Origin of the sequence: Tropicibacter sp. S64 (assembly GCF_049803835.1) — a bacterium.
In the GTDB taxonomy this organism is placed as follows: Bacteria; Pseudomonadota; Alphaproteobacteria; order Rhodobacterales; family Rhodobacteraceae; genus Pacificoceanicola.
Window position 1 is genome coordinate 39,903 of sequence record NZ_JBNAGK010000020.1, and the last position, 20,757, is coordinate 60,659.

The 20,757-nt window shown below is 67.8% G+C and carries 23 protein-coding genes; 13 read left to right on the top strand and 10 right to left on the bottom strand.

From position 1 onward, the window contains the following. Positions 1-132: 132 nt before the first annotated feature. The gene (locus ACP159_RS23640) at positions 133-1,473 is read right to left on the bottom strand and encodes an ATP-binding protein (RefSeq protein WP_425102190.1); all 1,341 of its coding nucleotides are present in this window, start codon (positions 1,471-1,473) and stop codon (positions 133-135) included. Next, on the bottom strand, positions 1,470-2,129 hold the full coding sequence (locus ACP159_RS23645) for a response regulator transcription factor (RefSeq protein WP_425102191.1): 660 nt from the start codon (positions 2,127-2,129) through the stop codon (positions 1,470-1,472). The genes ACP159_RS23640 and ACP159_RS23645 overlap by 4 nt, the downstream gene beginning before the upstream one ends. 144 nt (positions 2,130-2,273) lie before the next feature. On the opposite strand from ACP159_RS23645, the gene ACP159_RS23650 reads away from it, so the two are divergent. The 8 genes from ACP159_RS23650 to ACP159_RS23685 all read left to right on the top strand — a co-directional run bounded on the left by ACP159_RS23650 (position 2,274) and on the right by ACP159_RS23685 (position 9,626). Next, positions 2,274-2,588: a PepSY domain-containing protein gene (locus ACP159_RS23650; RefSeq protein WP_425102192.1), complete on the top strand. Its 315-nt coding sequence runs from the start codon at positions 2,274-2,276 to the stop codon at positions 2,586-2,588. Then, a complete protein-coding gene (locus tag ACP159_RS23655; protein WP_425102193.1) occupies positions 2,581-3,252 on the top strand; it encodes a cytochrome b/b6 domain-containing protein in 672 nt (223 codons plus the stop codon). The genes ACP159_RS23650 and ACP159_RS23655 overlap by 8 nt, the downstream gene beginning before the upstream one ends. Positions 3,253-3,440: 188 nt before the next feature. Further along, positions 3,441-3,797 carry a hypothetical protein gene (locus ACP159_RS23660; protein WP_425102194.1) on the top strand — a complete coding sequence of 119 codons (357 nt, stop codon included), beginning with the start codon at positions 3,441-3,443 and terminating at the stop codon, positions 3,795-3,797. Between the two features lie 38 nt (positions 3,798-3,835). Then, the gene (locus tag ACP159_RS23665) at positions 3,836-4,306 is read left to right on the top strand and encodes a DUF2271 domain-containing protein (protein ID WP_425102195.1); all 471 of its coding nucleotides are present in this window, start codon (positions 3,836-3,838) and stop codon (positions 4,304-4,306) included. 11 nt (positions 4,307-4,317) lie between these two features. Further along, complete coding sequence (locus tag ACP159_RS23670; RefSeq protein WP_425102196.1) at positions 4,318-6,525, top strand: PepSY domain-containing protein; 2,208 nt, start codon at positions 4,318-4,320, stop codon at positions 6,523-6,525. Then, on the top strand, positions 6,506-7,486 hold the full coding sequence (locus ACP159_RS23675; protein WP_425102197.1) for an FAD:protein FMN transferase: 981 nt from the start codon (positions 6,506-6,508) through the stop codon (positions 7,484-7,486). The genes ACP159_RS23670 and ACP159_RS23675 overlap by 20 nt, the downstream gene beginning before the upstream one ends. Before the next feature lie 5 nt (positions 7,487-7,491). Further along, entirely contained in the window at positions 7,492-9,399 is a 1,908-nt protein-coding gene (locus ACP159_RS23680) for a heavy metal translocating P-type ATPase (RefSeq protein WP_425102198.1), read from the top strand. After that, on the top strand, positions 9,396-9,626 hold the full coding sequence (locus ACP159_RS23685; RefSeq protein WP_425102199.1) for a hypothetical protein: 231 nt from the start codon (positions 9,396-9,398) through the stop codon (positions 9,624-9,626). Before ACP159_RS23680 ends, ACP159_RS23685 begins: the two co-directional genes overlap by 4 nt. Before the next feature lie 706 nt (positions 9,627-10,332). On the opposite strand, the gene ACP159_RS23690 is transcribed toward ACP159_RS23685, so the two are convergent. After that, positions 10,333-10,590, bottom strand: a complete 258-nt coding sequence (locus ACP159_RS23690) for a DUF2312 domain-containing protein (protein ID WP_425102200.1) — start codon at positions 10,588-10,590, stop codon at positions 10,333-10,335. 138 nt (positions 10,591-10,728) lie between these two features. Here ACP159_RS23690 and ACP159_RS23695 point away from each other — a divergent pair, with 138 nt between their 5' ends. Then, positions 10,729-10,944 carry a hypothetical protein gene (locus tag ACP159_RS23695; protein ID WP_425102201.1) on the top strand — a complete coding sequence of 72 codons (216 nt, stop codon included), beginning with the start codon at positions 10,729-10,731 and terminating at the stop codon, positions 10,942-10,944. Positions 10,945-10,955: 11 nt separating this feature from the next. On the opposite strand, the gene ACP159_RS23700 is transcribed toward ACP159_RS23695, so the two are convergent. The 3 genes from ACP159_RS23700 to ACP159_RS23710 form a co-directional block, all read right to left on the bottom strand. After that, complete coding sequence (locus ACP159_RS23700; protein WP_425102202.1) at positions 10,956-12,905, bottom strand: enoyl-CoA hydratase-related protein; 1,950 nt, start codon at positions 12,903-12,905, stop codon at positions 10,956-10,958. 174 nt (positions 12,906-13,079) lie between these two features. Beyond that, positions 13,080-13,292, bottom strand: a complete 213-nt coding sequence (locus ACP159_RS23705; RefSeq protein WP_425102203.1) for a hypothetical protein — start codon at positions 13,290-13,292, stop codon at positions 13,080-13,082. 64 nt (positions 13,293-13,356) lie between these two features. Further along, positions 13,357-13,686, bottom strand: coding sequence for a TraR/DksA family transcriptional regulator (locus ACP159_RS23710; protein WP_425102204.1), 330 nt, complete (start codon positions 13,684-13,686; stop codon positions 13,357-13,359). 153 nt (positions 13,687-13,839) lie between these two features. Between ACP159_RS23710 and ACP159_RS23715 the strand changes: the two genes are divergently transcribed. The 4 genes from ACP159_RS23715 to ACP159_RS23730 all read left to right on the top strand — a co-directional run bounded on the left by ACP159_RS23715 (position 13,840) and on the right by ACP159_RS23730 (position 16,127). Next, complete coding sequence (locus tag ACP159_RS23715; RefSeq protein WP_425102205.1) at positions 13,840-14,703, top strand: MBL fold metallo-hydrolase; 864 nt, start codon at positions 13,840-13,842, stop codon at positions 14,701-14,703. A 117-nt stretch (positions 14,704-14,820) separates the two neighbouring features. Further along, a complete protein-coding gene (locus ACP159_RS23720) occupies positions 14,821-15,246 on the top strand; it encodes a YeeE/YedE family protein (protein ID WP_425102206.1) in 426 nt (141 codons plus the stop codon). Between the two features lies 1 nt (position 15,247). Next, positions 15,248-15,685 carry a DUF6691 family protein gene (locus tag ACP159_RS23725; protein WP_425102207.1) on the top strand — a complete coding sequence of 146 codons (438 nt, stop codon included), beginning with the start codon at positions 15,248-15,250 and terminating at the stop codon, positions 15,683-15,685. 10 nt (positions 15,686-15,695) lie between these two features. Beyond that, complete coding sequence (locus ACP159_RS23730; protein WP_425102208.1) at positions 15,696-16,127, top strand: TIGR01244 family sulfur transferase; 432 nt, start codon at positions 15,696-15,698, stop codon at positions 16,125-16,127. Between the two features lie 2 nt (positions 16,128-16,129). Here ACP159_RS23730 and ACP159_RS23735 read toward each other — a convergent pair whose 3' ends face one another. The 4 genes from ACP159_RS23735 to ACP159_RS23750 all read right to left on the bottom strand — a co-directional run bounded on the left by ACP159_RS23735 (position 16,130) and on the right by ACP159_RS23750 (position 20,734). Further along, entirely contained in the window at positions 16,130-17,311 is a 1,182-nt protein-coding gene (locus ACP159_RS23735) for a FliM/FliN family flagellar motor switch protein (protein WP_425102209.1), read from the bottom strand. 83 nt (positions 17,312-17,394) lie between these two features. Continuing rightward, positions 17,395-20,073 carry an ATP-binding protein gene (locus tag ACP159_RS23740; protein ID WP_425102210.1) on the bottom strand — a complete coding sequence of 893 codons (2,679 nt, stop codon included), beginning with the start codon at positions 20,071-20,073 and terminating at the stop codon, positions 17,395-17,397. Continuing rightward, positions 20,070-20,357, bottom strand: a complete 288-nt coding sequence (locus ACP159_RS23745; protein ID WP_425102211.1) for a hypothetical protein — start codon at positions 20,355-20,357, stop codon at positions 20,070-20,072. The genes ACP159_RS23740 and ACP159_RS23745 overlap by 4 nt, the downstream gene beginning before the upstream one ends. Beyond that, positions 20,354-20,734 (bottom strand): response regulator transcription factor, encoded by a 381-nt coding sequence (locus tag ACP159_RS23750; RefSeq protein ID WP_425102212.1) that lies wholly within the window; start codon positions 20,732-20,734, stop codon positions 20,354-20,356. The genes ACP159_RS23745 and ACP159_RS23750 overlap by 4 nt, the downstream gene beginning before the upstream one ends. Positions 20,735-20,757 lie beyond the last annotated feature (23 nt).

Consider the following 20,757-nt stretch of genomic DNA (forward strand, 5'->3'; position numbering starts at 1 on the left):
GGTCGGGCAGCGGAGCGCGACCGCCGTGTTTGCCCTCGAAGCTGTACGGAGCACGACATCCCTTCCCTTGGACGTGTCCATCGCAGGATGATGCCTGCCCGATAACGCCGGCCACGTCGCCCCGAGGCTCGGTCAGGCCGCATCCGCCGCCAAGGGCAACTGGAACCGGGCTTCGACCCCATCCGCCGCACCAGGTCTCGGCGACGCCAGTGTCAGTCTGCTTCCCGTCCGGTCGGCGATCTCGGCAACGATGGTGAGACCGAGCCCGCTGCCGCCGGGTTTCTTCCCGTCGCTCTGGAAGCGCTCCGTCAGCCGCGAGAGGCGATCGCGTTCGACCACGGATCCCGCGTTCGAGACGATCAGCTTGCCGTCAGGTGTCAGCAGAACCCTGACCTCGCCCCATGCAGCTCCATGCCGGAGCGCGTTCTCCACCAGGTTCCGGCAGACGATCCCCAGCGCGTCCGGGTCGATGGTCGAGAGCACCGGGGTCTCGGGAAGGTCGAGTGCCAGGTCAACCGGCTGAATGCCGCGCTTCAAGTCCTCGACAACGATACGCACGGCGGCCCGGGCATCGTGCGCCGTGTCCGACAGGAGGCGTCCGCCTTCGGCCCGCGCCAGTTGCATCAGCCGTTCCGTCCGGCGCGTCAGCCGTTTCAGTGTTTCCTCTATATCCGCCGCGCGCTGGACGATCGTCCGGTCTGCGGTTTCCGATCTGAGCCTCTGCGCCTGGGCGATGGCGCCCGCCAGCGGCGTGCGCAACTCATGCGCGGCATTGGCCGCGAAGCTGCGTTCGGCCTCGAACGCCGCACGCAAGCGGTTGAGAAGGCCGTTCAGGGTGTCGGCCAACGGACCGATCTCTGTCGGCAGATCGCTCGCGGGTACCTCCGACAGGTCTCGAACTCCCCGCTCCTCCAGCCGAGCGCGGAACCGGCGCAGCGGATCGAGGCTGAAGCGAACGGCAAGAATGATCGCCACCAGCGCGATCGGCAACACGATGAGCAGCGGCAGGCCGAGGCCCATCTGGATCTCACGCGCAACCGACGCGCGATGGGCCAGCGGCTCGGCCACGGTGATCCGGACCGTGTCCTGAAGCGCCGCGTCGCTATAGAGCCGGTGTGTCGATGTCTGCCGGAACCCCTGCCCCTCCCAAGGCGGAAACACGGACGGATCGGCCGCGTGGGATTGCAGCAGGATGCGCCCCTCGGCATCCCGCACGAGGTAGGTGAAGAACTCGCCATGCTCCCGGACCGGCGCGAGCCGTTGCGTGATCCCCTGATCTTCGCGGCCCACGATATCGGTCACCGCCAGCGGGAGGATCCGCTCGGCCGTCTCCCGCAGGGCGCTGTCGAAGACCTCGTCCAGCTCGCCCCGGACGATCACGGCCGTCACCGTCGCCGCGAGCAGCCACAGCACCGTCAGCACGACGCCGAGCGACAGGCCGAGCCGCCCCTGAAGGCTTGCAGGCCATCTCATGGCCGGCCCAGCCGGTAGCCCATGCCGCGCTCGGTCTCGATGACCGAAGACCCAAGCTTCTTGCGCAGGCGGCTTACATGGACCTCGATGGTGTTGCTCTCCACCTCCGCGTCAAAGGTATAGAGTTTCCCCTCCAGTTGCGCCTTGGACAGGAGCTGACCGGGACGCGCGAGGAAGGCTTCGAACAGCGCCCATTCCCTTGCCGTCAGTTGCACCGGCTTGCCGTCGCGATGAAGGCTGCGGGCAGCCAGATCGATTTCGAGCGGCCCGTGGGTGACGATGGGATTGGGATTGCCGCTGTAGCGCCGGGCGACCGAGCCGATGCGGGCAGACAATTCCGCAAGGTCGAAGGGCTTCACCAGGTAGTCGTCGGCGCCGGCGTTCAGGCCCTCGATTCGGTCGGACACCTGGTCCAGCGCGGTCAGAATGATGACCGGCGTCACATTGCCCCGGGTCCGCAATCCCTTGAGAAATCCGATACCACGCCCGTCAGGCAGCATGAGGTCCAGCAGGATCAGGTCATAGGACGTGGTCCGCACCGCATCCCCGGCGGCGTCGAGGCGCGTCACCCAGTCCACCGACTGGCCATCTGCTGCGATCTGATCGCGCACCGCGGCTCCCAATACCGTGTCGTCCTCGATCAGCAGAATGCGCATCCTCGTCCCCGTCCTGTTCCGATGACCCTCCATGATCCGTCCGGCTGACAGGAAGCTGAAGCGGCAGGGCATGTCCCTTCAGGCTGCCGTCAGCTTCGCCGCATAGGAATGGCATCAAGATGGCCATGGCGAGGAGTTTGGCTCATGAAGAAGACGTTGACAATTCTCGGCTTTCTCGTCGTCTTCCCGGCCGGTGGCGCGCTGGCGGACGACGACTGCTTCGTGCCGATGGCCGACTGGCAGCCGCGCGACGCCGTCGCCCGGCTGGCCGAGGAGAACGGCTGGACCGTGCGCCGGATCAAGATCGACGACGGCTGTTACGAGATCGACGGCCGTGATGCCGAGGGGCGCCGGATCGAGGTGACCGTTCATCCGGCGACGCTGCAGGTGATCGAGGTCGAATACGAGGACGAGGACGATCGCCCCCGCCGGGATCGCGAAGGAGGCGACGATGACTGACGCAGTCTCGCACCATGGGCCGGAGATGAGCATGGGACCGAGCAGCACGGTCCGCGTCTGGGATCCGCTGGTCCGTGTGTTCCATTGGGGCCTGGTCGCGGCCTTCGCGACCGCATGGCTGACCGCGGACGAGTTGCAACCCGTCCACGAGATCGCAGGCTACGCCGTCGCCGGACTTGTGGCCTTCCGGCTGGTCTGGGGCCTCGTGGGCAGCCGCTACGCCCGCTTCGCCCGGTTCCTGAAGGGGCCGGGCGAGACGCTGGCCTATCTCGGAGACATGGCCCGCGGACGCGAGCGACGCTACCTTGGCCACAACCCCGCGGGCGCGGCGATGGTCGTGGCGCTGCTGGTCACGCTGTCGGGGACGGCGTTCACCGGCTGGCTCATGGAGGACGAGGCCCGTCTGGCGATGCTTCCCTCCGTGCTTGCCATCGTGGCACCCGCCTGGGCTGACGACGACGGTGACGATCGGGAGTATGGTGCGCGGGGCGAGGTCGAGGGACCGCTGAAGGAGGTTCACGAGACGCTCGCCAACCTGATGCTGCTGCTTGCCGCGCTGCATGTGGGCGGCGTCGTGCTGGCCTCCTTCCGGCACCACGAGAACCTGGCCCGCGCCATGGTGACGGGCGACAAGCGCGGACCCGGTCCCGGCGACATCGCCTGACGGAACCCAACCCCACGGCCGACCGTCCCTTCGGCCCCGCCTGGCCTCGCCCTCACGGGCGGGGCCTTTTTCTCGTCCGCCGCCGCTCTTTTCCTGACGTCAAACTGAAGCGGGAATCGCCGACGCGTCAGGAAGCCCTCAGGTCGAGTCTCCAGATTGTTCTCAGCAGATGACAAGGAGACCCTGCCATGAATAAGACCCTGACACTTCTGGTCGCGTCCACGGCGCTGACCGCCGCGATCGGCGTCCCCGCCTGGAGCGCAGTGCAAGCTCGGTCCGAAGTCCTTCGGCCCGTCGCCGCACTCTTCGACGATGCCTCGCAAACCATGCCGCTCGTCCTCGCAAGCGGCGATGACGACGACGATGACGCCCGCTGGCGGGACGGATCGCGTCGTGGCCACGATGACGACGATGACTGCGACGACGATGATGACGACGACGACTGTCAGGGCGGCGCCCGCAATCCCGCGCCCGCCGGCACGGTCGCCCCTCCGCAGAACGGCCTCTTCGGCAACGGCGCCCCTCCGCAGGTCCAGGTGAACTGAGCCGCTCCGAAGCCCTTCTCCGAACAAGGATCAACCCCATGAAATCGCTTCTTGCAACGCTCGCGCTCACCACCGCGCTGACGCTTCCCGGCCTTGCCATGGCCCGGCCGGTGACGCTCACCACGACCCTCAACAACTACGGTGGCGACGGGGCCTACCTCGCGCTCTATGTCACCGACACCTCGGGCGCCTATGTCGGCAGCCTCTGGATGGCTGGCGGCAAGTCCAAGTACTACCAGCATCTGAGCGACTGGTACCGTGCCACCGGCGGCGACACCGCGCAGGTCAACGGCATCACCGGCGCAAGCGTCGGCGCGGGCCGCACGCTCGAGATCACGCTCGACCTCGCCGACGCGCTCTTCGACGCGGGCTACACGCTCCACATCGACGCGGCGGTCGAGGATATGCGCGACAGCCCGAACGAGGTGGCCGTCCCGCTCACGACGACAGGCGCGGGTACGCCGACGAGCGGCCGCCGCTACATCGCCAGCTTCGCCTACGACATGTGAGGAGTGGGGCCATGATCCGTGCACTCCATCGCTGGCCGGGTCTTCTGGCCCTCGCGCTCGTCACCATCCTGAGCCTGAGTGGCGCGGCACTGTCGGTCTTCCCTGCGGCCGAACGGCTTGCCGCCCCGCAGGCGGAGACCGGGCTCACGGTCGCCGCTCTCGCGGACCGCATCCAGGCGGTCTATCCGGGCGTCGAGCAGATCCGCCGCTCACCCTCGGGCCGGATCACTGCCTACTGGTTCGATCAGGGCGCACCGGGGGCCGCCGTGATCGACCCGGCGACGGGTGAGGGCGTGGCCTCGGCCGACCCGAACCAGGCCGAACGCTGGCTGACCAACCTGCACCGTTCGCTCTTCCTCGGGGATGGCGGGCGCATCGCCATGGCCGCAGGGGCTGCCGCGATGCTGATCCTCTCGCTCTCTGGTGCGACGCTGGTCGCGCGGCGGGCGGGCGGCTGGCGGCACTGGTTCGCGCGCCTGCGCGGACCGCTCGCCGGGCGGCTGCACGTCCAGATCGCCCGGATCGCCGTCGTCGGCCTCGTCCTGTCCTCCATGACCGCCCTCTGGATGACGGCGTCCACCTTCGATCTCCTGCCGGATGCGGGCACAATATCGGCCGCCCCGACCGAAGTCAGTGGGCAGACGGGATTCGCGCCGGACCGGATGCCCACGCTGCAGCAGACGCCCGTCGCCGAGTTGCGCGAACTGAGCTTTCCCTATCCCGCCGACGCTTCGGACGTCTTCACGCTGAAGACCGACCGTGGGACCGGGTATCTCGATCAGGGCACCGGGGCGCTGCTGGCCTGGACTGACCTGACCGGGTGGGAACGCGTTTCGGAAACCATCACCATGCTGCACACCGGACAGGGCGCGGCGACGCTTGGCCTCGTTCTGGGCCTGATGGCGCTCGGCGTACCGGCGATGGGAGCGACCGGCGTGCTGGTCTGGCTGGCCGGGCGGCGCGGTCGGCGGCGCATTCGGGGCAATTTGTCCGCGGGGCGCGCCGAGACGATCCTGCTCGTCGGCAGCGAGGGCGGCAGCACATGGAGCTTTGCCGTGACGCTGCACGCCGCCCTGACGCAAGCCGGGCAGAGCGTCCATGTCGGCGCGATGTCGGGCTTCGCCCCCGAACGCTATTCCCACGCCCGGCGGATCATCCTGCTCGCCTCGACCTATGGCGACGGGGCAGCGCCCGCCTCGGCGAAGGGCTTTCTCGACCGGCTGACCGCGACCGACCGCGCACCGGACATTCCTCTGGCGGTGCTCGGCTTCGGCGACCGCAGCTTTCCGGCCTACTGTGCCTTCGCGAAGTCCGTCGCGACAGCGGCGGAAGCGAAAGGCTGGCCCGAACTGCTGGCTCTCGACACCATCGACCGCCAATCGCCGCAGGATTTTGCCCGCTGGGGCCGGGCGCTCGGAGACGCTCTCGCGATCGAACTCGACCTGTCGCACGGGCCTGTCCAGCCACAAACGACCACGCTGACCCTTGTCTCGCGCCGCGACTACGGCGCCGAGGTGCAGGCCCCGACCGCCATCCTGCGCTTCGCCCTGCCGCGCACCACCCTCTGGCAGCGGTTGCTCGGGAGCGGGTTCGCCCGGTTCCAACCCGGCGACCTGATCGGCATTCTGCCCGCGGGCGGGACCGTCCCGCGGCTCTATTCGCTCGCCTCCGGGCGCCGCGACGGCTTCATCGAGATCGTGGTCAGGAAGCATCCCGGCGGCCTCTGCTCGGGCCAGCTCACGGCGCTGGAGCCGGGCGACACGGTAGGCGCATTCCTGCGCCCCAACCCCGGTTTCCGTCCGGGCCGGAGCCGGACACCGCTGATCCTGATCGGCGCGGGGACCGGCATCGGGCCGCTCGCGGGCTTCGTGCGGGGCAACACGCGCGGCAGGCCGATTCACCTGTTCTTCGGCATGCGCCATCCCGACAGCGATTTCCTCTACGGCGAGGCCTTCCGCGGATGGCAGGACGAAGGGCGTATAACCCGGCTGGTCACGGCTATCTCACGCGGGGCGCGTCCCCATTACGTCCAGGACGCGCTGCGCGGCGAGGCCAATCAGGTCGCGGAACTCGTCCGCAACGGCGCGCGGGTGATGGTGTGCGGTGGACGGGACATGGCCGCCGGCGTGGCCGAGGCGCTGGCCGAGATCCTCGCACCGGCCGGGTTGACGCCAGCGGTCCTGAAGGCGGAGGGGCGGTATGTCGAAGATGTCTACTGAGCGCGTGCGCATCGCCCTGAATGGACCGACCATGGGCACGCGCTGGTCTGCGCTGTTCTTCGCGGAGCCGGACTTCGACCCGGCCTCGATCCGCGCGGCGCTTCAGGTGGCCGTGGACGAGGTGGACAGGCAGATGTCGACCTGGAACGCGGGCAGCGACCTGATGCGGCTCAACGCGGCGCCGGTGGGAGAATGGGTGGCGGTTCCGGCGCGGCTCGCCGAGGTGCTGCGGCTCGGACTGGAGATCGGCGAAGCCTCGGGCGGGGCGTTCGACATAGGCATGGGGGACGCGGTGACGGCCTGGGGCTTCGGACCGGAGACGGCTGCGCCTGACAGAATCCGCGCCGCGATGGAAAGCTCACGCCGCCCGGCACACGAGGCGCTGGAGATGAACGACGCCCGCGTGCGCAAAGCCGCGCCCATCACGCTCGACCTCAACGGCATCGCCAAAGGCCATGGCGTCGACCGGCTCGCCGAGACCTTGCGCGATCATGGGATTTCGGATGGACTCGTCGGGATCGATGGCGAGATGCGTGCAATGGGCCTCAAGGCGGATGGCGAAGCCTGGACCATCGCGGTCGAGGCGCCGGACACCGGGCGCCGGACGCCGCATTCGATCCTCGCGCTGCAGGATGCCGCCGTCGCGACCTCCGGCGATTACCGCCACTGGGTCGAGGTGCGGGGGCGCCGCCTGTCGCACACGATCGACCCGAGGCGGGGCGCGCCGCTGATCGCGTCGCCAGCCTCCGTCACCGTCGTGGCCCGCACCTGTACCGAAGCCGATGCCTGGGCGACGGCCCTCATGGTGCTTGGTCCGGACAAAGGCGCGGCCCTGGCAAGGCAAAGCGGTCTCGACGCCCTGTTCCTCTTGCGCGATGATGATGCCAGCGCACGGGGCGTGGGAGTCGGACGGCTGTTTTCCGAAGAGCCCGCGGCAATCGCCTCAGCCGAGGGGAGATAAGCCGCATGGAGACGACACGGACTGACCGCTTCAAGACCGCTATCCTGCTCATCGCGGCGACCGGCCTGATTGCGGGACTTGCGGTCTACTTTTTCGGCCAACCCGAAACAGCGCATCTGATCTGGATCGCCGGTGTCGTTCCCGCACTCGCCGCCCTCGTGATCGAGATCCTGCGCAGCCTGCGCTCCGGTGAGGTGGGCCTCGATATCGTCGCCGCGCTGTCGATGTCGGCTGCCCTCGTTTTTGGCGAGACCCTCGCTGCGGCGGTCGTCGCGGTGATGTATTCCGGCGGTACCTTCCTCGAAGCCTTCGCCGAGGGCCGCGCCCGGCGCGAGATGCACCACCTCCTCTCCCACGTGCCCCGGACCGCGACCCGGCACCAGACCGGCGGGCTCGAGGACGTCCCGCTCGACGAGATCGCGCCCGGCGACCGCCTTCTGATCCGGCAGGGCGACGTGGTGCCGGTGGACGGTACGGTGGCCTCGGAGACGGCCTTCGTCGATACCTCCGCGCTGACGGGCGAGTCCCTGCCCGTGCGCCTCGCCCACGGCGCCGAAGCCATGAGCGGCTCCACAAACGCAGGTGAGGCGTTCGATCTGACGGCGACGAGAGAAGCCAGGGACAGCACCTATGCCGGGATCGTCCGGCTGGTCGAGGAGGCGCAGGCCTCGAAGGCGCCGATGTCTCGGCTGGCCGATCGTTGGTCGCTGGGGTTTCTGGCGGTCACGGTCAGCATTGCCTTCGCTGCCTGGTGGTTCACGGGCGATCCGATCAGGGCCGTCGCCGTGCTCGTCGTCGCCACGCCCTGTCCGCTGATCCTGGCCGTGCCTGTGGCGCTGGTGGCCGGGCTGTCGCGTGCCGCGCATTTCGGGGTGCTGATCAAGGGCGCGGGGCCACTCGAGACGATGGCACGCATCCGAACGCTGATCCTCGACAAGACCGGCACGCTGACGGACGGACGGCCAAAGATCGTGTCGATCGACAGCCACGACGGCACGGCGGAGGACGACATCCTGCGCCTTGCCGCAGCGCTCGATCAGGCCTCGAAGCACCCAGTCGCGCAGGCCATCGTTGCGGCCGCAAAAGAGCGGGGCTTCGTTCTGCCGGTTCCGTCCGACGTTGCGGAGATCCCGGGCGAAGGCGTCCTGGGCCATGTCGAGGGCCGCAAGGTCATCGTCGGCGGCGATGCCTTCGTCGCCTCCCGCGTCGGGCGGCGGCCCGGCGAACATTCCGTCATCGCCGCTGGGTCGGTCCTCGTCGCCGTCGCTGTTGACGGACACATGGCAGGGCACCTCGTCATGTCCGATCCCCTGCGCGAGGGCGCGGGCGCGATGCTCGACGGTCTGCGCCGCGAGGGGGTCTCGCGCATCCTGCTCGCCACCGGCGACCGCGCGGACGTGGCCGAGCGCGTGACCGAGGGGCTTGGCCTCGACGGTCTGCGGGCGGGCCTCACGCCGGACCAGAAGGTTCTGCTGGTCCTCACCGAGCGCAAGAGCGGAGCTGTCATGATGGTGGGCGACGGGGTCAACGACGCACCCGCTCTCGCGGCAGCAGACGTGAGTGTCGCGATGGGCGCACGCGGCGCCGCAGCCTCGGCGGAGGCGGCGGACGTCGTGCTGCTCGTCGACCGTATCGACCGGCTCGGGCCGGGGATCGAGATCGCGCGCGGTGCGCGCCGCATCGCCGTCGAGAGCGTCGTCGCCGGGATCGGCCTGTCTGTCATGGGCATGATCGCCGCCGCTTTCGGGTATCTCACCCCGGTGCAGGGGGCCCTCCTTCAGGAGGTCATAGACGTCGCCGTGATCCTGAACGCCCTCCGTGCGCTACGCATCGCGCCCCATGATCCCAACACTCAGAAACCAAAGGCTGTCTCCTCAGGGCAGGACGACATCGCGCAAGGCGCCACGCCTTGAGCCGCCTTTCGCAGTCCGAAATCCACAGGGTGCATCGCATCGGCTGGCTGCGGGCCGAGGTTCTCGGCGCCAACGACGGGCTCGTCTCGACAGCAAGCCTCGTGGTCGGCGTCGCCGCCGGCGGCGATGGTGTCGTTCGGGGCGCAGCGCGGATCACCCTCTGGGGCGCGCTCGCAATAGCTGCGACAGCGGCGGTCGGAGCGCTTTTTGGCGGCTCGGTGGGGTAGCGTTTGTTGAGAGTCTGATTGGACGAAGGAGATGCGAGGCTCTTGCTCTCCATCAAATCGCGGCTGCTGGATACGACCAGAGGCGAACTGTCGGCGGCAACATCGTCCTGATACCGGCTGTTCGTTCTCATCGCGGCGAAGGTCCGATGTCTCGCATAGCAGACCAAGGCGGTTTGCGGACACCTTCACGCTTCCTTCGGGAGAACCACCGCAAGGTTGGGCGGAGAAGAGCTAGACATGATGAACTCGCCCGGATGCGCCCTGCCCTCCGGAGCAAGCGCTCAAGATAACGCCTCCCTTGAAGAATTTGGCGTTTCAACGCTTTCGACTGAGCCAAGCGGTTCAGAAGGAAACGGAACATCCGAGACGTCGCAAGGCCGCCGATGTCGCCCGAGGTTGGAAAAAACAGCCCCTCCAACAGTGCCAACGTCTCGGAACAAAACGCACGACACAGACCATGCGGAATCCCAAAACACTGAAACAAAACGGGTAATCAGAACACATGAACAAATGGAGCGTAAATTTTCGGGAGATACACAGGCCCAACCACTGACCTGGATCATAGTGCCTGTGTTCTTATGGTTCCTGGCTCGCCAAAGCCATCGAATCCATGTTTCGTCGCACGTCGGGCCAGTTGCACAAGCGATTTTGACACCCGCGCAACCGGCCACGATTTTCATATCAAAATCAGTGAATTATCTGATTTTCATGCCATTCCCAGGGCGGCCTTGTACATTTCCAGAACCGCCTCTTCCTCGGCGATGTCGTCGGCGCTGCGCTTGCGCAGGGCGATGACCTTGCGCATCACCTTGGTGTCGTAGCCGCGGCCCTTGGCCTCTGCCATGACTTCCTTCTGCTGCTCCGCGATCTCCTGCTTCTCCACTTCGAGACGCTCGAAGCGCTCGATGAACTGGCGCAACTCGCCTGCTGCAATGCCATAGCTGTCGCCGGATTCGTCCTGCATGACCCTGTCTCCTGCCAAATGAGCCTCAATCCGCATCGCAGATACAGGGGCCGGGCGAGGCCATCAAGGCTTGATCACCTTGCCAGCGGCGGCGTGCTGCTTTAGGCCCTCCGCAGCGCAGGAAAAGGGGCCGTCGCCATGCAATTGTTGATCTGGATCGGGGCACTTGTCACCGTGGCCGGCCTCGGCGGGCTGATCTGGTGCATCCTGCGTGTCGGCCGCGCCCGCAACACCGGGCTGGACGACGAGGCGCTGCGCGAGGTGGTGCGCCAGACGGTGACCTGGAACATGGCCTCGCTCTTCCTGTCGGTGATCGGCCTGATGATGGTGATCCTCGGGCTCTTCCTCGGCTGAGGCCCCGGGTCTCAGAGCGCGTCGAAATCCAGCCCGTTCTTCACCAGCCGCCCCCACTCCGGATGCGGCGTCCAGAAGGCCGTGTCCGGGTGGCCCAGACGCTCCATCTGGCGCATCACGCCGAACAGGCCGCGCAGGCTCACCGCCTTCATCACGCCGCCCTGCTCGCGCGGAAGGTTCAGCGCGTGGATGCTGACCACGTCAAGGTCCGAGGCCCGTACCGCGCGGCCCTCGGCCAGCAGGTGCAGCCCCTCGTTCGCCATGGCCCCGAGGATCAGCGTCCGGATGTTCTCCGGCGGCCTGCCCCGGGGCGGGCGCTGCGCGTCGAACAGCGTCAGAACCGACTCAGAGGGCACCGGCGTGCCGTCCTTCCAGTCGTAAAAACCGCCGCCCTCCGCCGCGCCCATGCGGCCCGCTTCGACCAGTGCCCGGCACCAGTTGACCCCGCTGACGAGGTCGATCCGCGCCAGATCGACGAGACTGCGACGGTCGCGGGCGGCAAGGACGCCTTGCGGCATGCCCCAGTCCAGCAACGCCGCGTCGATGGCGTAGGGGCTGCATCCAAGGTCGATCAACGCATCCGCAGCGCGGTTCATCGCCGTGTTCAGCCGCCCGGCCAGCGTGTCGCGGTCAGAGACCACGCGAACCGGCAGCTTGCCCAGCCGCTGCGCCACCTGTGCGGCGCGAAGCACCGCCGCGCGACTTGCGTCCGGGCCCTGCAGCACCTCCACGAGCCGCGCCCGATGCGCAGGCGGCACGAAGCGCAGGCCCACGCCCTGCACCGCGTCGGTATAGGCCGGGAGCCTGAGTGCGCCCTCCGGCCAGGGCAGGTCGTCGTAGCCGCGCTCGGTGATCAGCACCGCACCGGGTCCCGCCTGCGCCGCCGCATCCTTGCAAGTCGCCAGCGACAGCCCTGCACAGAGCGCCTCCACCGCCGCGGTATCTCGCGCCCCCGTCGCCAGCAGCGCCCGCATCCTGCCCTGTGCCGTCTCCAGCGCCTGCCCGTCACGCGCCGCCCAGATCACCGCCAGCCCCTGCATGAGTGCCCGCGCCACGAGCTGCACGGCAAGCCCCCCGGAGCCGAGAACGGCGATAGCCTGCACCTCGGGACCGGCATCGGGTGCGCCCTGTGCGGCGCGGCGCTCGGCGAGGTAGACATGGCGCAAGGCACGCGCCCGGTCAGACGCGAGACAGTCGTTGAAGATTTCCGCCTCCAGCGCACAGCCCGCCTCGAAAGGCAGCAGAGCGGCGGCTTCGACCAGCATCACGATCTGCGCCTGCAGACTGTCTCGGTCCCCGCTCAGCGCCGCGCGGGCCTCGGCAATGGCGGCGTGGAAGGCAGCCGGATCGCTCGCCCCGGCCACGTTCTCGCCCAGCCGGCGGGGTCCGGTGCCACCCATGCGCAGCGTGTCGCAGAAGTCCAGCGCCGCCTGCCGCACGTCGCCCTCGGTGCGCAGATCGGTCAGCCGTGCCCCCGCCGCCTCGCCCGCGCCGATCACCCGTCCGCTGCCAAGCATGTCGAGTGCCTGTGCCGCGCCCACGAGACGCGGCAGCCGCTGCGAGCCGCCCCCCGCCGGTGGCAAGCCAAGGTGGATTTCCGGCAGGCCGAAGCGCGTGCCCGCATGCGCCACCCGGTAATGCGCCGCCAGCGCCAGTTCCAGACCGCCACCGAAGACGGTGCCGTTCAGCGCGGCCACCACCGGCTTTTCCGAGTATTCGACCCGGTCACAGAGGTCGCGCAGGAAAGGCTCCTGCAGGCCTCGGTCGTATTCGGTGACGTCGGTCCCGGCCGGAAAGGTCCCGCCTGCCCCGATCAGCACGATGGCGTCGGCGGCGTCATCTTCCTCGGCGCGGTCGATCGCTTCCATCAGCGCGGCGCGCACCGCGCGGGTCAGCCCGTTCAGCGGCGGCTGCGCCACCTCCAGAACCGCCACCTGCCGTTCGATCCTGTACCCGACCATGCTGCCCTCCCCCCGGCCCGGCATCGCTGCCGCGCCGGTCTTTCGCGATTTTTACCGCGCCTTTGAAACGCTTTGCGCGCAATTAAAGGCGCAAGGCCGGGGCAAGACAAGCGCCGCCCCGCCGATTGGGTGAACAGGCGGGACGGGCGTGGCAGGAAGGACTCGCAAAGATCCCTACAGGGGCATGTTGTCGAACTGGTTCTCGACCTCTTCGTCGATCCGCCCCGCGAGGCGGTCACGCGCCCAGTGCGGCACCGCCACGCCCCGCGCGTCGAGCGTCATCACTGCCTCCTCCAGGTGGTCGAGATGGGCCTCGTGCGCCGCGCCGTGGCTGGTGTCGAGGTCATGCCGCAGCGTTTCGAGCCGTTCGAGCAGTTTTTCCGTCATTGTTCGTCTCCCGTGACCAGATGTTGCCGTCGTCTTGAATAGTCCCGTGCCGCCGCGCCGCCGGTCAGGCCGCACGTTCGCCCGAGGCGCAGGCGCGGCATTGTACCGCGTAGGGCACCGCCTCCAGACGGGCGTCCGAGATCGTCTCGCCACACGTCTGGCAATAACCGTACTCGCCTTTTGCGAGCAGGTCCAAAGCGTGCCTGATCTGCGCCGCCTCGGCCTGGCCTTGTTCGCCGAGCGCTTCGAGCATCTCCTCGTCCTCGCGCTCCACGGCCATCTCTTCCCAATCCTTGGAGTGCTCCTTCAGCAGGGCCTCCTCGATCTCCGTCAGGCGCGCGCCAAGCTCGCGCAACCGCTGCAAAAGACGCAATTTATTCTTGTGGTGCGACATTGAAACCTCCCGCGCTGACCGCTCCTGCCGAGCACGACAACGCTAGCTTAAACATCCTGTGACTACCTTGACCGAGGTCAATCCGTCGAAGGGACTTGAAACATATTCATTTATGTGTATATGTCTCGCCAACCAGCATAGGGAACCGAACAGATGAAACCGGAAGTCACATCCTTCTTCGACGATGCCACCAACACCATCTCCTACGTGGTGCGCGATCCGAACGGGTCGGCCTGTGCCATCGTCGATTCGGTGCTGGACTTCGATTATGCCTCGGGCCGCACCGACACCCGCTCCGCGGATGCCATCATCGCCTTCGTCAAGGAAAAAGGCTACGAATGCCAGTGGCTTCTGGAAACCCACGTCCATGCCGACCACCTCTCCGCCGCGCCCTACCTGCAGGACGCACTCGGCGGCAAGATCGGTATCGGCGACCGCATCACGATCGTGCAGGACACGTTCGGGAAGGTCTTCAACGAGGGCACGGAGTTCCAGCGCGACGGCTCGCAGTTCGACCAGCTCTTCGTCGAGGGCGACAGCGTGCACATCGGCCAGATGCGTGTCGACGTGCTTCACACCCCCGGCCATACACCGGCCTGCCTGACCTACGTCATCGGCGATGCCGCTTTCGTGGGCGATACGCTCTTCATGCCGGACTTCGGCACCGCACGCTGCGACTTCCCGGGCGGCTCGTCCGAGACGCTCTATGATTCGGTGCAGAAGATCCTCGCCCTGCCGGACGAGACCCGCATCTTCGTCGGTCACGACTACAAGGCTCCGGGCCGCGATACCTACGCTTGGGAAACCACGGTGGGCGAGCAGAAGGTGGCCAACGTGCATGTCGGCGCGGGCAAGTCCAAGGAGGAGTTCGTCACCATGCGCGACACCCGCGACGCGACGCTCGCCATGCCGAAACTGATCATCCCGTCGCTGCAGGTGAACATGCGTGCCGGACAGATGCCGGAGCCGGACGAGAAGGGCGACGTCTTTCTCAAGGTGCCGGTGAACAAGCTCTGAGTTTTTTGAGGGCCGCCAGTCCCGCTGCCGCTGCGGCGGTTGGAGGATGGCGGTCCGATTTGCGAAACACGCTCCGCCGCGACCGGGGCCATACGACAGGACCAAAAGGAAACGCACATGCCAATTGACTGGATCTGGGGGCTGATCGGCGGCTTGCTGATCGGCACCGGCGGCGCTGTGTATCTGCTCGGCAACGGGAAGATCATGGGCGCCTCCGGCATCATCGGCGGGCTGGTGGACGGCTCGGGCGCAAGCACGAAATGGGAGCGGATCGTCTTTCTGATCGGCGTTGCCCTGCTGCCCGTGATCCTGATGCCGTTCTACCGCACCGTCGACACGCATATCACCGACAACTACGTCATTCTCGCCACGGCGGGGATGCTGGTGGGCGTCGGCACCCGTCTCGCCAATGGCTGCACCTCCGGGCACGGGGTCTGCGGCATGTCGCGGCTCTCGGTGCGCGGCTTCGTGGCCACCGGGGCCTATATCGTCGCGGGCGGCGTCGGTGTCGTCCTGTTCCGCCATATCCTGGGAGTGATCTGACATGCTGCAACTTGTGATTGCCTTTGTCTCCGGCGGGTTGTTCGGCGCGGGACTCTTCATCTCCGGCATGACCGACACCGCGAAGGTGCAGGGCTGGCTCGACGTGTTCGGAGCCTGGGACCCGACGCTGGCCTTCGTGATGGGCGGGGCGATGATCCCCATGGCCATCGCATGGCTGGTCGCGCGGCGCCGGACGATGTCGCTCTCCGGCAACCCGATGCCACCGAAGCCCTCGAAGGAGATCGACTCCAAGCTGATCCTCGGCTCGATCCTCTTTGGCGCGGGCTGGGGTCTCGTCGGGCTGTGCCCGGGGCCGTCGATCGCCTCGCTGAGCTACGGCGGGCCGGGCCTCTACGTCTTCCTCGCCGCGATGATCACCGGCATGTGGCTCTCTCCCCGCGTGCGCGCGCGTCTGGACAGGGCGGTGCCCGCGGAATAAGGCTTGCGCCATGAACCCGCGTCAGATCACCCCCCGCTATCATGTCAGCCCGCAAATCGCGCCTGACGATCTGCCCGCTGCCAAGGCGGCGGGCTTCACCCGCATCATCTGCAACCGACCCGACGCGGAAAATCCGCCGGAGTGGCAGGCAGAGGCCATGGCCGCCGCGGCAGAGGCCGCAGGGCTGGAATTCCACGTCCTGCCCCTGACCCACCAGACGATGACTCCGCAGAACGTCGCGCTGCAGCGGTCGCTCTATGAAGAGGCGAGCGGGCCGGTGCTGGCCTATTGCGCCTCCGGCACCCGCTGCACCGTCGTCTGGGCACTCGGCATGGCCGGGGAGATGCCGGTGGACGACATCCTGACCACCGCCGCGGAAGCGGGCTATGACCTCTCCGGCCTGCGGCCGACGTTGGAGGCCATCGCCGCGCAGCGCGGCTGAGGTCACTCCTCGAAGTCGAACTCCACAGGGGCGGAAGCGAAATCGCCGAGGGCGGGCAGGTCGCTGTCGCCCTCTGCCCCCTCCGGGCTGAAATCGAAGTCACCGGCCTCCGCCGCGAAGTCGAAGTCCGCCGCCTCCGATGCGAAGTCCATGGCCGGCAGATCCGGCAGGTCCTCGGTCAGGTCGGCGTCGGAACCGCTCTGGTCCAACCCGCCAAAGCCGCCCGCCAACGCCGGGAGCGCCGACTCTTTCTCCGCCTTGCCGAATCCCTCCGGCTGCTCCGCCGGTTTGCCGCCCGGTGACACCACGCCCGCCTGCACCGGCATGCTGAGTCGCACCGCCCGCATGCCGTTGAGCTGGCCAAGCCGCCCGGTGACCACGGTGCGCCCCTTGCCCGCGGTCAGCAACACCTTGTCCAAGGCATCCTGCGGCAACGGCACGAGATCGCCGGGCTTGAGCGCCTGCGCCTTGTTCAACGGCAACCGCAGCCGGGCGAGAATCGCATCGAGGCGCGCGGGCACGCGGCTGAACACCTCCTCATGCGGCCCGGGGCCCATGGCGACCGCCTCCTCCGCGCCGCGCTTCGGCTTCGGGCGTTCCGGCAGGATGAAGGACACCATGCCGCGCCGCCGTCCGAGTGCGAGGTCGATCTCAACGCGGAAGGCGCGGTAGCTGGCGGCGTCGAGCAGCAGGCTGGCGCTGCGCGCGTCCTCCAGCATGGCGCCGAAACGAAACCCTTCGATCTGCGGCACCAGCGGGTGATCCCCGAGGTTGCTGGCAAAGCGTTCCATCGTGCCGTCGATCATCGGCGCCATCAGCGCCGCATCCGTGGGCGTGAAGACGCGCTCCGGATCCACCGGCATCTGGGTCACCTGCTGAATGGTCTGCACCTCGACCAGTGCGGTGACGACTTCCCGGTCCATCACGACAAGCCCGAGTGCGCCGTCCGGACCGTCGACCAGGATCAGCATGTGGGCCGGATTCAGCCCGTCGACCACGCCGTCCTGGTCGAGCGTTTCGATATTGACGCTCTGGGTGACGAGCGCGAGGTCCCAGTTGACGTCGGCCGTGCGCGACAACGCACGGCGCAGCGCCTTGGCCGGCGACATGCCGCGCGCCTCGAACGCGCGTTGCGCCGCCAGTGCCTTCTGGCCAAGCACGTCCTGTTGTGCGCCGTCAGCCATTTACGAATTCGCCCATCACGTCCTCTTCATCCAGGTCCGGTTATGGATGGATTTGGTTACCAAGCGCTTTAAGAGCGATGAATTTATTGCGCGGCGAGCGCCTGTTCTCCGGGCAGCACCAGGCGAAAGGCCCCGCCGCCCTGCCCCGGCAGATAGGAGATGTCCCCGCCCAGCCGTGCCATGATCTGGCGACAGATCGCGAGGCCCAGCCCCGCGCCCCCGGCCTCACGGTGGCTGACCCGGGCGAACTTTTCGAAGATCACGTCCTGCTGGTCCGGCGCGACCCCCGAGCCGTTGTCGATGAAATCGACCACGGTGCGCCCCTCGCGGTGCCCGACACGGATCTCCAGCACCGGCCTCGGCGCGTCGCAGTACTTGCGGGCATTGGCGATGAGGTTGATGCAGACCTGCGCGAGACGGTCGATGTCCGTGTACAGCCAGAACGCCTCCGAGGCCTGGTCGCGGCGGATGGTCAGCCCCGGCTCGCCCTGAGTCGCCGCCGCCACCGCGCGGTCGAGCAGTTCCGACAGTTGCGCACGCCGCAGGTTCAGGCTCACCTGCCCGTTTTCCAGCACCGACAGGTCCAGCAGGTCGTCGAGCAGCCGCGTCAGGCGCACCGCCTCGTCGTGAATGATCGAGGAATACCGCACACGGTCTTCCGCCGCGATCCCCTCGGCATCGCGCAGGATTTCCGAGAAGGCGCGAATCGAGGTCATGGGCGTGCGCAACTCGTGGCTGATCTGGCTGAGGAAGGCATCTTTCTGGACCGACAGCCGGGTCAGCTTGTCGTTGGCTTCGCGCAGCTGCCGGGCGGTGCGGGTCAGTTCCTCGGATTGCGCCTCCAGCCGCGCGGAATATTCCATCATCTGCGCGGTCTCGTCGGCCACGGCCATAAGGTCCTGCACGGAAACGCTGACGCCGCCGACGATCTGGGCGATCATGGCGTGGGCCGTGGCCGCGCCGACCGACCCCGACAGCTCGCGTTCCAGCACTTCGAGGAATTCCGGCGTCGGCTCTGGCAGGAAGCCGGTAAGGCCCTGCCGCCGGGTCTCGCGCAGGAACAGCGTCTGCGCCTCCGGTGCACCTAGGATGCGCTGCGCCATGACCATCAGGTCCTCGGATTGCGCCGCACCGCTGGCCCAGGTCCGCGTGCGGCTGGCCGCGCGTCCGATGTTGACGAACTGTGCGCCTTGCAGCCGCTCCATCGGCGAGGGGAAGCTGAACAGCGAGGCCGCGAAGAAGGCGACGGTGTTTAGCGACAGCGACCAGAACACCGCGTGCAGAAGCGGGTCCATGCCTTCGATTCCGAACAGCGCCCGGGGCCGCAGCCAGCCGATGCCGAGCGGGCCGTTCTCGAAGAGCGTGGCGGGCAGGATGGTGCCGGGGCCGAAACTGGGCAGGTAGAGCGTGTAGACCCAGACCGCGAAACCGACGGTCAGACCCGCCAGCGCACCGTTGCGCGTCGCCCCGCGCCAGAAGATGCCGCCGAGCATGGCGGGCAGCACCTGCGCGACCCCGGTGAAGGAGATCAGGCCGATGACCGAGAGCGCCTCGCCCCCGCCGGAGAGCGAGTAATAGAGATAGCCGAGCGCCAGTACCCCGGCGATGGACAGGCGCCGCGAGAGCAGGACCACGTTGCGCACATCGCCGGAGACGCTGGCGCCGCCGGTGCGGAAGCGCAGCCAGAGCGGCATGACGATGTGGTTGGAAACCATGGTCGAGAGCGCGATGGCGGCCACGATGACCATGGAGGTGGCGGAGCTGAAACCGCCGAGAAAGGAGAGCATGGCAAGCCCACCTTGCCCCTGCGAGAGCGGCACGGTGAGGACGAAGAGATCCGGGTTGGAGCCCTCGGGCAGCACGTCGAGCCCGACCACGGCGATCGGGATGATGAACAGGCTCATCAGCATCAGGTACAGCGGGAAGGCCCAGGCGGCCATGCGCAGCTGGTTGTCGTTGTCGTTCTCCACCACCATGACCTGGAACATGCGCGGCAGGCAGAGCAACGCCGCGGCGGAGAGCAGCATCAGCCCGGCCCAGCGGCCCTCGTTGATCTGCCACTGGCCGAGTGAGGACGCGTCGATCCGGTCGAGCGTCGGCCCGATCCCGCCGGAAATGCCCCAGACGACAAAGGCCCCGACAGCGAGCAGCGCAGCAAGCTTGACGATGGCCTCCACCGCGATGGCCATGACCACACCGTGGTGGCGTTCGTTGGCGTCGAGGTTCCGCGTGCCGAAGATCACGGTGAAGATGGCCAGGCCCACGGCGACCCAGAACGCCGTCGAAGGCGAGTCGTCCGAGGGGCCGGACTGCAAGTCGGCGAAGACGTCCACGGCCAGGGTAACAGACTGGAGTTGCAGGGCGATATAGGGCGTGGTGCCGATCACTGCGAGCAGGGTGACGCCAACGCCGAGCAGGTTCGACTTGCCGTAGCGGGAGGAAATGAGGTCGGCGACGGAGGTGATGCGCTGGCTGCGACCGATGCGGACGAGCTTGCGCAGAACCCACCACCAGCCGACCATCACGAGGCTCGGCCCGAGGTAGATGGTCAGGTATTCGAACCCGTCCCGCGCCGCCGCGCCCACCGCTCCGTAGAAGGTCCAGGCGGTGCAGTAGATCGAGAGCGACAGCGTGTAGATGATCGGCGCCGACAGCCACGCCCCCCGGCCACGTTGCGCCGCGCGTTCGGCGACGAAGGCGACCGCAAAGAGCATCAAGACATAGGCCAGCGAGATTGCGGCGAGCGAATTGAGCGCGGTCATGGCCCGTCGTCCGGTTTCGGCTGGGCCTCGTTGTCGCGACGGCGCAGGGCGACGATCAGCAGCGCCGCGCCGAGCACCAGAGCGAACCAGACGGAGAAGATGTAGATGATGGCGCTGGACGCGCTGTGCGGCTCTTCCGGCAGCGACCAGAGCATCGGCACCCACCACAGCAGCAGCCCCAGCACCGGCAGCGCCCGTGCGGCGTCGACGATGCGGCGGCGGCGGTATGTATGCCGCTCGACGAAGAGCGGCAGCTTTGGCGCCGGGGGCAGAGGCGGCCTCATTCGGCCCGGGTGGCCGAACCGAGCGCGCGCACCGCGTCCAGCACCTCGGCGTTGGAGAAGGGCTTGGTCATGAAGCGGCTGACCCCGGCGCGTTCCGCCAGTTCGCGGTCCTTGCTCTGCCCGCGCGCGGTGAGCATCAGCACCGGCAGCGCGGCGGTCTCCGGGGTGTCACGCAACTCGCGCAGGATGTCATAGCCGGACTTGCCCGGCAGCATGACGTCGAGGATCAGCACATCCGGTTCGCGCGACTTCACCGCCGCCACCGCATCGGTGCCGTTCGAGTGGGTATCGACGTGCCAGCCATCGCGCGACAGGATGAAGCGGATGGCCTCGATGATGTTCGGCTCGTCCTCGATCAGCAGCACATGGCCGGCCATGGTTGTCCCCCCGGTCTCGCCCG